Below are 12,696 nucleotides of genomic sequence, written 5' to 3' on the forward strand. Positions count from 1 at the left end.
TTCTGGACCTCGGGACCGCCGCGGTCAGCGGCGCGTGGCACGCTGCTGTGCATGGCACGGCGACCGGACTGGGTGAAGCCTGTCGAAACGTCAGCGGGGCGCCGGTACGAGGTGCGGGTACATGCCGAGCGGGCGGACGGCACACGGTTCCAGCACAAGAAGCGGTTCCGCACGGTCGAGGAGGCCGTGAAGTGGCGCAGCACGGTGGTCTCCGAGGTCGCTCACGGCACCCACATCGCGCCCTCCGATCTGACCGTGCGGCAGGCCGCCGACGCGTGGCTCGCGGGCCAGCGCATCCGGACCAGCACCCGTGAGGGCTATGTCGCAAATCTGCGCCCCCTGGTCGACATGCTGGGTGACCGCGCAGCGCAGAGCATCACCAAGGCCGACATCGAATTGCTGGTGCAGAAACTGCGGCGGGGAGGGCTGCCATTCGGCGACTGGCACGCACCGGAGAAGCTGCTGAAAGCGACCCGGAAGAAGCGAGATCCGCTGGCGCCGCGCACGATCAACGCCTGCCTGATCCGGGTGCGCGCGGTGTTCGACGACCTGATGCAGCAGGGCGCTCTGATCCGAAACCCCGCAGCGCACGTGAAGTCGCTTCCCGTGACTCGCCCGGCACTGTCCACGCTCGACGCAGACCAGGCCGCGACGCTGCTCGAATGGACGGCCGCCGAACGCTTCCACATCGCGTGGCGATTGGCGCTGTCAGGGTTGCGCCGCGGTGAGGTCCTCGCACTGCGGTGGGACGGCGTCGACTTCGACGCGAACACCGTCGCGATCGACGCGGCTCGCGTCGCGGTTTCGGGTGGCAGTGAGACCGGCGCGACGAAGACGAAATCCAGTGAGCGAACTCTGCCACTGCCGCCCGATCTCGCCGCGGCGCTCAAGCGGGAGAAGCAGCGTCAGCGGGAGCTGAAACTGCAGCTCGGATCGAAGTGGCCGAACAGTGGGCTGGTCGTTGTCGACGAGTTCGGGAACCCCCCGCATCCGGACACCCTCAGTAAGGCGTGGCGCGAGGCCCTGGAGGCCGCGGGGCTCCCGCACGTTCGGCTGCACGATGCGCGGCACAGCTGCGCCACTCTCATGCACCTCGACGGGGTGCCGGCCGCGGTGATCGCGGCGTGGCTGGGGCACACCGACGCGCGGTTCACGCTGAGTGTCTACGCGCACGCGACGAACGACGCCCTCGCCGACGCCGCAGCGTCGCTGTCCAGGGTGACCGGAAAGCGGAAAGCTGACTGACCCCGCGTGGGTCATCGGCGGGTCATCGGCGACCGATTAATTCTCGAATGGGTCACTCTGGGTCATCGGAGCACTTTCCGAAAATCCCGGTTACAGGTAAAACATACCTTCGAACTGCACGAACATTGGTGGGCGCGACAGGTATCGAACCTGCGACCGCTGGTGTGTAAAACCAGAGCTCTACCACTGAGCTACACGCCCGGACCGCTGCAGGCTACACGCCGCGGCGGCGGTGACTCAAAACCGCGTCAGCCCTCGTCGAGGGCGGCCAGCGCCGCAGCCCACACGTGCTGATCGCGCACCTCACCGGGCTGCTTGCATTCGGCGAACCGGATGATGCCGGCCTTGTCCACCACGAAGGTGCCGCGGTTGGCGACCCCGGAGACGTCGTTGAACACCCCGTAGGCCTGCGCGACCGCGCCGTGCGGCCAGAAGTCCGACAGCAGCGGGAAGGTGAACCCGTTGTGCAGCGACCACACCTTGTGGGTGGCCGACGACCCGACCGAGATGGCCAGCGTCGCGGTGTCCTCGTTCTCGTAGACGGCCAGGTTGTCCCGGATCTCGTCGAGTTCGCCCTGGCAGATGCCGGTGAACGCCAGCGGGTAGAACACCAGCAGCACGTTGCGCTTGCCGCGGAAGTCCGAGAGCCGAACAACCTGGTTGTTCTGGTCCTTCAGGGCGAAGTCGGGAGCCGCACTCCCCACGCTCGCCATCTCAGCTGTGTCTTCCGGCTGCCTTGGACTTGCGCTGCACCAACCGGCTGCCGATCCAGCCGCTCAGGTTGGCCGACGAGGTCTGCATCAGGCCCGCAGTGGGCGCGGACTCGGCGATGTCGGCGGGTCGCACATGCCCGGGCTGCCCGGTCTTGGGGGTGAGCACCCAGATCTCGCCGTCGTCGGCGAGCGGGCCGATCGCGTCCATCAGGGCGTCGACCAGGTCACCGTCGACGTCGCGCCACCACAGCAGCACAACGTCGACGACCTCGTCGGCGTCCTCGTCGAGTAGTTCGGATCCGCAGGCGTCTTCGATGGCGAAGCGAATGTCGTCATCGGTGTCGGTGTCCCAGCCCAGCTCCTGGACCACCTGATCCTTGCGAATGCCCAGTCGCTGGGCGTAGTCCGGGGCGCCGTCGGCCGCCTCCACCGTGAGGTCCTCCTTTTAAGGTCCGTGCAAGATGCGGGTTTATCGTCGCACAACCGACGTCGCAGCGTCATCGGCATCACCGATACGTGGCGTCGCAGAGCTCCAGCGCGCGTTGACGCGCGGAGTTCATGGTGGCCACCGAGGTGTTGAACGCGACCGGGTCGACGGCGGCGGCGATGTTGCCCGCCGTGGCCCGCGACGAGGTCACCCAGGCGCTGAGGCTGTCGCGCAGTTCGCCGGTGACCTTCGCGGTGATCGCGGGTTCGACGGTGTCGGCGCTGTTGTTCAGCGCATCGATGGCGGGCTGCTTGCTGGCCTCGACGTCGCCGTCGCCGTTGACCGCGGCCACGTAGGTGTTGACGTTGCTGACCGCCTCGGCACTGCTGATGGCCATCGTCTCGCACACGCTGTGGATGGCCTTGGTGGTCTCGGCGGCGGCGCGCTCGGAGGCCCGGATGCTCGACGTGGCGGCCGACGCCGCCACCGACGACGACGCCGAGGTGCGGTAGGCGGGCGCATCCTCGCTGTCGGAGACCGCCTTCCCGTCGGTCATCACGGTGCAGCCGATGACGGCCATCGCCACTGCGGCCGCCCCACCGATGGCCTGCGCTCCCGCCCGAACGCGGCCCAGTTGGATCACCCGGCAGAGGTTACCGGTAGGGCTACGGAAAAGGTTACTGGCGAGTACCCCGGGACCGGCTAACGATATTGCCGGACTTGCGGTTTGATGGGACGAGGACGCCACAACATCCCCGTGGTGTCGCTCACTTCACCCAACCAAGGAGCCGAAGTTGACCACCGAGTTCGACCGCCAAGACCTGGCCCACAACTCGGGTACCGCTGCCGAACACGATCGCGTCCGGGTGATCCGTGAGGGCGTCGCGTCGTACCTTCCCGACATCGATCCCGACGAGACCGGGGAATGGCTGGAGTCATTCGATGCGATGCTGGCCCGTTCCGGCCCGGCGCGCGCCCGCTACCTGATGCTGCGGCTGCTCGAACGCGCCGGCGATCAGCGGGTCTCGATTCCCGCGCTGACCTCAACCGACTACGTCAACACCATCCCGACCGAGCTGGAGCCGTGGTTTCCCGGCGACGAGGACGTCGAGCGCCGCTACCGGCAGTGGATCCGGTGGAACGCCGCGATCATGGTGCACCGGGCGCAGCGGCCGGGCGTCGGCGTCGGCGGCCACATCTCCACCTATGCCTCCTCGGCGAGCCTCTACGAGGTCGGCTTCAACCACTTCTTCCGCGGCAAATCCCACCCCGGCGGCGGCGACCAGGTGTTCGTCCAGGGCCACGCCTCCCCCGGCATCTACGCCCGAGCCTTCCTGGAGGGCCGGCTGACCGAGGACCGGCTCGACGGTTTCCGCCAGGAGCACAGTCATCCCGGCGGCGGGCTGCCGTCGTATCCGCATCCCCGGCTGATGCAGGACTTCTGGGAGTTCCCGACGGTGTCCATGGGGCTGGGCCCGATGAACGCCATCTATCAGGCCCGGTTCAACCACTACCTGCACGACCGCGGCATCAAGGACACCTCCGACCAGCACGTCTGGGCGTTCCTCGGCGACGGCGAGATGGACGAACCGGAGAGCCGCGGCCTGCTGCAGGTGGCCGCGAACGAGGCCCTGGACAACCTGACCTTCGTGATCAACTGCAACCTGCAGCGGCTGGACGGCCCGGTGCGCGGCAACGGCAAGATCATCCAGGAGCTGGAGTCGTTCTTCCGGGGCGCGGGCTGGAACGTCATCAAGGTGGTGTGGGGCCGGGAATGGGACATGCTGCTGCACGCCGACAAGGACGGCGCGCTGGTCAACCTGATGAACAACACCCTCGACGGTGACTACCAGACCTTCCGCGCCAACGACGGCGGCTTCATCCGGGAGAACTTCTTCAACCGCGATCCGCGCACCAAGGAGCTGGCCAAGAAGCTCTCCGACGAGGACATCTGGCGACTCAAGCGCGGCGGCCACGACTACCGCAAGATCTATGCGGCCTACCGCGCGGCGATGGACCATCAGGGCCAGCCGACGGTGATCCTGGCCAAGACGATCAAGGGCTACACCCTCGGCAAGCACTTCGAGGGCCGCAACGCCACGCACCAGATGAAGAAGCTGATGCTCGACGACCTCAAGGCGTTCCGGGACACCGCGCGGGTGCCGATCAGCGACGCCCAGCTGGAGGCCGATCCGTACCTGCCGCCGTACTACCACCCCGGCCCCGACGCCCCGGAGATCCGCTACATGCTGGACCGCCGCAGCGCGCTGGGCGGTTTCGTGCCGGAGCGTCGCACCAAGGCCAAGGTGCTGTCGCTGCCCGGCCCGGACACCTACGCGTCGCTCAAGCAGGGCTCGGGCAACCAGGAGGTGGCCACCACGATGGCCACCGTGCGCACCTTCAAGGAGCTGCTGCGGGACAAGAACATCGGCTGGCGGATCGTGCCGATCATCCCGGACGAGGCGCGCACCTTCGGCATGGACTCGTGGTTCCCCAGCCTCAAGATCTACAACCGCAACGGCCAGCTGTACCGGTCGGTCGACTCCGAGTTGATGCTGGCCTACCGCGAGTCGGAGGTCGGCCACATCCTGCACGAGGGCATCAACGAGGCGGGCTCGTCGGCGTCGTTCATCGCCGTCGGCACCTCCTACGCCACCCACAACGAGCCGATGATCCCGATCTACATCTTCTATTCGATGTTCGGGTTCCAGCGCACCGGCGACAACTTCTGGGCGGCCGCCGACCAGATGGCCCGCGGCTTCGTGCTCGGGGCGACGGCCGGGCGGACCACCCTGACCGGTGAGGGCCTGCAGCACGCCGACGGGCATTCGATGCTGCTGGCCGCCACCAACCCGGCGGTGGTGGCCTACGACCCGGCGTTCGCCTACGAGGTCGCGCACATCATCGAAAGCGGCCTGCAGCGGATGTTCGGCGAGAATCCGGAGAACATCTACTTCTATATGACGATCTACAACGAGCCCTACCAGCAGCCGGCCGAGCCGGAGGGCCTCGACCTCGACGGGCTGCTCAAGGGCATCTACCGGTACCGGGCGGCCACCGCGCGGCGCGGCAACACCGCGCAGATCCTGGCCTCGGGGGTCTCGATGCCCGAGGCGCTGCGCGCCGCGGACCTGCTGGCCGAGAAGTGGGATGTGGCCGCCGACGTCTGGTCGGTGACCAGCTGGGGCGAGCTCAATCGCGAGGGCGTCGAGGTGGAGCGCACCCTGCTGCGTCATCCCGAGCTGCGCGCCAAGGGCGATCCGCCGGTGCCGTACATCACCCGGGCGCTGCGCAACGCCACCGGCCCGGTGATCGCGGTGTCGGACTGGATGCGGGCGGTGCCCGAGCAGATCCGGGCCTGGGTGCCGGGCACCTACATCACCCTCGGCACCGACGGGTTCGGGTTCTCCGACACCCGCCCGGCGGCTCGGCGCTACTTCAACACCGACGCCGAGTCGGTGGTGGTCGCGGTGCTGGAGGGGCTGGCCCGCGACGGTGCGGTCGACCCGTCGGTGGCCGTCGCGGCGGCCCGCGAGTACCGCATCGACGACGTGCTGGCGGCCGCGGTGTCCTTCCGGGACACCGGAAGCGCGTAGCTTTTAGGACGTGCCCGACACCCGCTTCGTGCCGCCACGTTCCGCCCTGCAGCTGCTGGAGAACGTGCCGGAGTCGACGCTGCGCCGACTCAAGCAGTATTCCGGGCGGCTGGCCACCGAGGCGGTCGGCGTGATGGCCGAGCGGCTGGCGTTCTTCGGCGACCTGGAGGCCGCCCAGCGGGCCGGGGTGCAGCTGGTGGTGCAGACCGCGGTGGTCAACTTCGTCGACTGGATGTCGGATCCGCAGCGCGACATCGTGCCGACCACCGAGGCCTTCGAGCTGATGCCCCAGGACCTGACCCGGCGCATCTCGCTGCGCCAGACGGTGGAGATGGTGCGGGTCACCATGGAGTTCTTCGAGCAGGTGGTGCCGCTGCTGGCCCGCTCCGAGGAACAGTTGACCGCGTTGACGGTGGGGATCCTGCGCTACAGCCGCGACCTGGCCTTCGTGGCCGCGTCCAGCTACGCCAACGCCGCCGAGGCCCGCGGCAACTGGGACGCCCGGATGGAGGCCAGCGTCGTGGACGCGGTGGTGCGCGGTGACACCGGCCCGGAGCTGCTGTCCCGGGCGGCGGCGCTGAACTGGGACACCACCGCGCCGGCGACCGTGCTGGTCGGCAGCCCGGCGCCCGGGGTCGAGGAGGTGCTGGCGATCGAATCGGTGCGGGCGATCGCCACCCGGCACGGCCGCGCGGCCCTGACCGACCTGCACGGCACCTGGCTGGTGGCGATCGTCTCGGGGCCGTTGAGCCTGACCGACAAGTTCCTCGCCGAGCTGTTGACCGCGTTCAGTGAGGGTCCGGTGGTGCTCGGGCCGGCCGCCCCGAGCCTGTCGGCGGCCTATCACAGCGCGCAGGAGGCGCTGTCGGGCATTCACGCGGTGGCCGGCTGGAGCGGGGCGCCGCGTCCGGTCGCGGCCCGCGAATTATTGCCGGAGCGCGCGTTGATGGGCGACGCGGCGGCGATCGCGGCGTTGCACACCGACGTCATCCGGCCGCTGAACGACGCCGGCCCGGCGCTGACCGAGACCCTGGACGCCTACCTGGACTCCGGCGGGGCGATCGAAGCTTGCGCACGCAAGTTGTTCGTTCACCCCAACACGGTGCGGTACCGGTTGCGCCGGATTGCGGACTTCACCGGTCGCGATCCGGCGGTCCCGCGGGACGCGTACGTGCTGCGGGTGGCCTGCACGTTGGCGCGGCTCAACCGCGGTTCTTATGATTTGGAGCACCGAGGAGCCAAAAGACCGGGTGACGGAGGCCACGATCCGACCTCCCCACGTGCATTTTTGTAGGATCTCTACAAAAAAATAAGACGACATTCATAATGTCCCACACCGCACAAAACCGCGATCACAGTGTTCTCTTAATAACGTGCCTCAACCGACTATCGCGCTGCTCGCTCCCGGTCAGGGTTCTCAGACCCCCGGGATGCTGAGCGCCTGGCTGGACCTGCCCGGCGCCGCTGACCAAATCGCCGCCTGGTCGGCGGCCAGCGGCCTGGACCTCGCTCGCCTCGGCACCACCGCCGAGGCCGAGGAGATCACCGACACCGCCATCACCCAGCCGCTGGTGGTGGCCGCCACCCTGCTGGCCGCCCAGCAGCTGTCCAACCGCGGACTGCTGGCCGACCGCCCCAAGATCGTCGCCGGTCACTCCGTCGGTGAGATCGCCGCCTACGCGATCGCCGGTGTGATCAGCCCGGACGACGCCGTCATGCTGGCCGCCACCCGCGGCCGGGAAATGGCCAAGGCCTGCGCCGACGCCCCCACCGGGATGTCCGCGGTACTCGGCGGCGACGAGACCGAGGTGCTCGCCGCCCTGGCCGACCTGGACCTGGTGCCGGCCAACCGCAACGCCGCGGGCCAGATCGTGGCCGCCGGCCGCCTCGAGGCCCTCGCCAAGCTCGCCGAGAACCCGCCGGCCAAGGCCCGGGTCCGCCAGCTGGCCACCGCCGGCGCCTTCCACACCGCCTTCATGGCCTCGGCGCACGACGGCTACGCCGCCGCCGCCGCGGCCGTCGCCACCAACGAGCCGTCGGCAACCCTGCTGTCCAACGCCGACGGCCAGCCGGTCGCTTCGGCCGCCGACGCGATGGAGAAGCTGGTCGCCCAGCTGACCCGCCCGGTTCGCTGGGACCTGTGCTCGGCGTACCTGCGCGACAACGCCGTCGCCGCCATCGCCGAATTCCCGCCGGCCGGAACGCTGGTCGGGATCGCCAAGCGCGAGCTCAAGGGCGTGCCCACGCTCGCGATCAAGGCCCCCGCAGACTTGGACGGGGTTGCCGACCTCTAGTCGACAACCCGGTCCGGGAGAACACCCCAGGTTTCACCAAGCGCGCCTCGACCGAGGTGCACAAACAGATGAAGGGAGCCACACTGTGGCCGCCAGCCAGGAAGAAATCATTGCCGGTCTCGCCGAGATCATCGAAGAGGTGACCGGTATCGAGCCGTCCGAGGTCACCCCGGAGAAGTCCTTCGTCGACGACCTGGACATCGACTCGCTGTCGATGGTGGAGATCGCGGTGCAGACCGAGGACAAGTACGGCGTGAAGATCCCGGACGAGGACCTCGCCGGCCTGCGCACCGTGGGTGACGTCGTCTCCTACATCCAGAAGCTCGAGGAAGAGAACCCCGAGGCCGCCGCCGCCCTGCGCGACAAGTTCGGTTCCGACTCGTGACCAGACCTTCCACTGCCAACGGGGGATTTCCCTCGGTCGTCGTGACCGCTGTCGAGGCCACCACGGCGCTCGCGGCGGACGCCGAGAGCACGTGGAAGGCCCTGCTCGCCGGCGAGAGCGGTATCCGCGTCCTCGAGGACGACTTTGTCACCAAGTGGGACCTGCCGGTGCGCATCGGTGGCCACCTCGTGGACAACATCGACGACCACATGACACGCATCGACATGCGCCGGATGTCCTACGTCCAGCGGATGTCGAAGCTGGTGTCCGGCCGACTCTGGGAGAACGCGGGTAAGCCCGAGGTTGACCCGGACCGGTTCGCGGTCGTCATCGGTACCGGTCTCGGCGGCGGCGAGAAGATCGTCGAAACCTATGACGCGATGAACGAGGGCGGGCCCCGCAAGGTGTCCCCGCTCGCCGTTCAGATGATCATGCCCAACGGCGCCGCGGCGGTCGCCGGCCTGGAGCTGGGCGCCCGCGCCGGGGTCATCACCCCGGTGTCGGCCTGCTCGTCCGGGTCGGAGGCCATCGCGCACGCCTGGCGGCACATCGTCATGGGTGATGCCGACTTCGTCGTCTGTGGCGGCGTGGAGGGCGGAATCGAGGCGCTGCCGATCGCGGCGTTCTCGATGATGCGTGCCATGTCGACCCGCAACGACGATCCGGCCGGCGCGTCGCGCCCGTTCGACAAGGACCGTGATGGGTTCGTGTTCGGCGAGGCCGGCGCGATGATGATCATCGAGACCGAGGAGCATGCCCTGGCCCGCGGCGCCAAGCCGCTGGCACGCCTGATGGGCGCGGGTATCGCCTCGGACGCCTACCACATGGTGGCCCCGGCGCCGGACGGTCTGCGGGCCGGCCACGCGATGAAGCGGGCGATGGAGACGGCGGGCCTGTCCGCCAAGGACATCGACCACGTCAACGCGCACGGCACCGCCACGCCGATCGGCGACACCGCCGAGGCCGCTGCGATCCGGGTTGCCGGATGCGAGAACGCCGCGGTGTACGCGCCCAAGTCGGCGCTCGGCCACTCCATCGGGGCGGTCGGTGCACTCGAGTCGGTGCTGACGGTGATGGCGCTGCGTGACGGCGTCATTCCCCCGACGCTCAACTACGAGACGCCGGATCCCGAGATCGACCTGGATGTCGTCGCGGGGGAACCGCGTTACGGCGACTACAAGTACGCGATCAACAACTCCTTCGGCTTCGGCGGGCACAACGTCGCGCTGGCCTTCGGAAAGTACTGATAGAAAACGGGGAAAGGAACACCGCCTGCCATGGCCTCGCCAACCACGGGAAACGGGCTGCCCAATGTCGTCGTGACGGGAGTCGCGATGACGACAGCCCTGGGCACCGATGCCGAAACCACCTGGAAGAACCTGCTTGACGGTCAGTCGGGGATACGCACCCTGACCGACTCGTTCATCGAGGAATATGACCTTCCGGTGCGCATCGGTGGCCACCTGCTCGAGGATTTCGACGGCGAACTCAACAAGGTCGAACTGCGGCGGATGTCCTATCTGCAGAAGATGGCGACGGTGCTCGGCCGCCGGGTCTGGCAAAACGCCGGGTCCCCGGAGGTCGACACCAACCGTCTGATGGTGTCGGTCGGCACCGGGCTCGGCTCCGCCGAGGAGCTGGTCTGGGCCTACGACGGCATGCGGTCCCGCGGTCTGCGGGCGGTGTCACCCCTCGTTGTTCAGATGTACATGCCCAACGGCGCGGCCGCCGTGATCGGGCTCGAACGCGGCGCCAAGGCCGGGGTCAGCACCTCGATCTCGGCGTGCGCATCGGGCTCGGAGGCCATCGCCAACGCCTGGCGCAACATCGTCTACGGCGAGGCCGACATCGCGATCTGCGGCGGTGTCGAAACCAAGATCGAGGCCGTGCCGATCGCCGGCTTCGCGCAGATGCGCATCGTGCTGTCCAGCCACAACGACGACCCGCCGGGCGCCTGCCGCCCGTTCGACCGGGATCGCAGCGGCTTCGTGTTCGGTGAGGGCGGCGCGCTGCTGGTCATCGAGACCGAGGAGCACGCCAAGGCCCGCGGCGCCAACATCCTGGCCCGGATCATGGGCGCCAGCGTCACCTCCGACGGCTTCCACATGGTCGCCCCGGACCCCAACGGCGAGCGCGCCGGGCACGCGATGTCCCGCGCCATCGAGCTGGCCGGCCTGCAGCCCACCGACATCGACCACATCAACGCCCATGCCACCGGCACCAGCGTCGGTGACGTCGCCGAGGGCAAGGCGATCAACAACGCCATGCGCGGCCACCGCCCGGCCGTCTACGCGCCGAAGTCGGCGCTGGGCCACTCCGTCGGCGCCGTCGGCGCGGTGGAGTCCATCCTGACCGTGCAGGCTCTGCGCGACGGGATCATCCCCGCCACGCGCAACCTGGAGAACCTCGACCCCGAGATCGATCTCGACGTCGTGGCCGGCGCCCCGCGCACCGGCGACTACAAGTACGCCATCAACAACTCATTCGGATTCGGCGGGCACAACGTCGCCATCGCATTCGGAAAGTACTGAGCGAAACGAAAAGCTAGGAGAAGGACAGCGATGACAGCCATGGCCCCGGACGCGGTGAACGAAACCATTGATCCTCGTGACCCGCTGCTGAGGTTGTCGACCTTCTTCGACGACGGCACCGTCGAACTGCTGCACGAGCGCGACAAGTCCGGTGTGCTGGCCGCCGGCGGCAACGTCAACGGTGTGCGCACCATCGCGTTCTGCACCGACGGCACCGTGATGGGCGGCGCGATGGGCGTCGACGGCTGCGCGCACATCGTCAACGCCTACGACATCGCCATCAACGAGCAGAGCCCGATCGTCGGCATCTGGCATTCCGGCGGCGCCCGGCTGGCCGAGGGCGTGCGCGCCCTGCACGCCGTCGGGCTGGTTTTCGAGGCGATGATCCGGGCTTCGGGCTTCATCCCGCAGATCTCCGTCGTCGTCGGCTTCGCCGCCGGCGGCGCGGCCTACGGACCGGCGCTGACCGATGTGATCGTGATGGCCCCGGACAGCCGGGTGTTTGTCACCGGGCCCGACGTGGTCCGCAGCGTCACCGGCGAGGACGTCGACATGGAGTCCCTCGGCGGCCCGACCACCCACCACAAGAAGTCCGGCGTCTGCCACATCGTCGCCGACAGCGAGCTCGACGCCTACGAGCGCGGCCGCCGCCTGGTCGGCTACTTCTGCCAGCAGGGGCACTTCGACCGCAGCAAGGCCGAGGCTGGCGACACCGATCTGCACGCTCTGCTGCCCGAGTCCCCCAAGCGCGCCTACGACGTGCACCCGCTGCTGCTGGCCCTGCTCGACGACGATGTGCCGTTCGAGGAGTTCCAGGCCAAGTGGGCCCCGTCGATGGTCGTGGGGCTGGGCCGGCTGGCCGGCCGCACCGTCGGCGTGCTGGCCAACAACCCGCTGCGCCTGGGCGGCTGCCTGAACTCCGAGAGCGCCGAGAAGGCCGCCCGGTTCGTCCGGCTGTGCAACGCGTTCGGCATCCCGCTGGTCGTCGTCGTCGACGTGCCCGGCTACCTGCCCGGCGTGGACCAGGAGTGGGGCGGCGTGGTGCGTCGCGGCGCCAAGCTGCTGCACGCGTTCGGTGAGTCCGCGGTCCCCCGCGTCACCCTGGTGACCCGGAAGATCTACGGCGGCGCCTACATCGCGATGAACTCCCGCTCGCTCAACGCCACCAAGGTGTTCGCCTGGCCGGACGCCGAGGTCGCCGTGATGGGCGCCAAGGCCGCCGTCGGCATCCTGCACAAGCGCAAGCTGGCCGCCGCGCCCGAGGACGAGCGCGAGGCCCTGCACGAGGAGCTGGCGATCGAGCACGAGCGGATCGCCGGCGGCGTCGACGCGGCCGTCGAACTCGGCGTGGTCGACGAGAAGATCGACCCCGCGCACACCCGCTCCAAGCTGGCCCAGGCGCTGGCCGAGGCACCGGCGCGACGGGGTCGGCACAAGAACATCCCGCTGTAGACAGCGTTACGCACATCGCCCGGGCTCATTGAGCCCGGGCGATTGCGTTTTGG

The 12,696-nt window shown here is 68.8% G+C and carries 11 protein-coding genes and 1 tRNA gene; 8 read left to right on the forward strand and 4 right to left on the reverse strand.

The window, feature by feature from the left end; all coding sequences use genetic code 11:
* Window positions 1–51 precede the first annotated feature (51 nt).
* Window positions 52–1,245, forward strand: coding sequence for a site-specific integrase (locus G6N10_RS06700; protein ID WP_109750643.1), 1,194 nt, complete (start codon window positions 52–54; stop codon window positions 1,243–1,245).
* Between the two features lie 126 nt (window positions 1,246–1,371).
* Here the strand turns inward: G6N10_RS06700 and G6N10_RS06705 are convergent.
* The 4 genes from G6N10_RS06705 to G6N10_RS06720 all read right to left on the reverse strand — a co-directional run bounded on the left by G6N10_RS06705 (window position 1,372) and on the right by G6N10_RS06720 (window position 3,028).
* A tRNA-Val gene (locus G6N10_RS06705) sits at window positions 1,372–1,446 on the reverse strand.
* A 47-nt stretch (window positions 1,447–1,493) separates the two neighbouring features.
* On the reverse strand, window positions 1,494–1,958 hold the full coding sequence (locus G6N10_RS06710; protein WP_085100707.1) for a peroxiredoxin: 465 nt from the start codon (window positions 1,956–1,958) through the stop codon (window positions 1,494–1,496).
* 1 nt (window position 1,959) lies between these two features.
* Entirely contained in the window at window positions 1,960–2,388 is a 429-nt protein-coding gene (locus G6N10_RS06715) for a DUF3052 domain-containing protein (protein ID WP_085100704.1), read from the reverse strand.
* 76 nt (window positions 2,389–2,464) lie between these two features.
* A complete protein-coding gene (locus G6N10_RS06720; RefSeq protein ID WP_163742288.1) occupies window positions 2,465–3,028 on the reverse strand; it encodes an Rv2240c family protein in 564 nt (187 codons plus the stop codon).
* 151 nt (window positions 3,029–3,179) lie between these two features.
* On the opposite strand from G6N10_RS06720, the gene aceE reads away from it, so the two are divergent.
* The 7 genes from aceE (at window position 3,180) to G6N10_RS06755 (ending at window position 12,643) form a co-directional block, all read left to right on the forward strand.
* Window positions 3,180–5,981, forward strand: coding sequence for a pyruvate dehydrogenase (acetyl-transferring), homodimeric type (gene aceE / locus G6N10_RS06725; protein ID WP_085100698.1), 2,802 nt, complete (start codon window positions 3,180–3,182; stop codon window positions 5,979–5,981).
* 10 nt (window positions 5,982–5,991) lie between these two features.
* Window positions 5,992–7,275, forward strand: coding sequence for a PucR family transcriptional regulator (locus G6N10_RS06730; RefSeq protein WP_085100695.1), 1,284 nt, complete (start codon window positions 5,992–5,994; stop codon window positions 7,273–7,275).
* 94 nt (window positions 7,276–7,369) lie between these two features.
* The gene (locus G6N10_RS06735) at window positions 7,370–8,275 is read left to right on the forward strand and encodes an ACP S-malonyltransferase (protein WP_407664018.1); all 906 of its coding nucleotides are present in this window, start codon (window positions 7,370–7,372) and stop codon (window positions 8,273–8,275) included.
* An 85-nt stretch (window positions 8,276–8,360) separates the two neighbouring features.
* Window positions 8,361–8,660, forward strand: a complete 300-nt coding sequence (acpM, locus tag G6N10_RS06740) for a meromycolate extension acyl carrier protein AcpM (protein ID WP_085100688.1) — start codon at window positions 8,361–8,363, stop codon at window positions 8,658–8,660.
* Window positions 8,657–9,907: a 3-oxoacyl-ACP synthase KasA gene (gene kasA / locus G6N10_RS06745; protein WP_085100685.1), complete on the forward strand. Its 1,251-nt coding sequence runs from the start codon at window positions 8,657–8,659 to the stop codon at window positions 9,905–9,907. Before acpM ends, kasA begins: the two co-directional genes overlap by 4 nt.
* Before the next feature lie 30 nt (window positions 9,908–9,937).
* Window positions 9,938–11,191 carry a 3-oxoacyl-ACP synthase KasB gene (gene kasB, locus G6N10_RS06750; RefSeq protein ID WP_085100682.1) on the forward strand — a complete coding sequence of 418 codons (1,254 nt, stop codon included), beginning with the start codon at window positions 9,938–9,940 and terminating at the stop codon, window positions 11,189–11,191.
* Between the two features lie 30 nt (window positions 11,192–11,221).
* Window positions 11,222–12,643: an acyl-CoA carboxylase subunit beta gene (locus G6N10_RS06755; RefSeq protein ID WP_085100679.1), complete on the forward strand. Its 1,422-nt coding sequence runs from the start codon at window positions 11,222–11,224 to the stop codon at window positions 12,641–12,643.
* Window positions 12,644–12,696 lie beyond the last annotated feature (53 nt).

Source organism: Mycolicibacterium fallax, from assembly GCF_010726955.1.
GTDB lineage: Bacteria > Actinomycetota > Actinomycetes > Mycobacteriales > Mycobacteriaceae > Mycobacterium > Mycobacterium fallax.

Excerpts from the sequence above, each read along its gene's own strand:
- G6N10_RS06755 (WP_085100679.1), top strand. The coding sequence starts at position 11,222 with ATGACAGCCATGGCCCCGGACGCGGTGAACGAAACCATTGATCCTCGT.
- kasB (WP_085100682.1), top strand. The coding sequence starts at position 9,938 with ATGGCCTCGCCAACCACGGGAAACGGGCTGCCCAATGTCGTCGTGACG.
- G6N10_RS06700 (WP_109750643.1), top strand. The coding sequence starts at position 52 with ATGGCACGGCGACCGGACTGGGTGAAGCCTGTCGAAACGTCAGCGGGG.
- G6N10_RS06710 (WP_085100707.1), bottom strand. The coding sequence starts at position 1,958 with ATGGCGAGCGTGGGGAGTGCGGCTCCCGACTTCGCCCTGAAGGACCAG.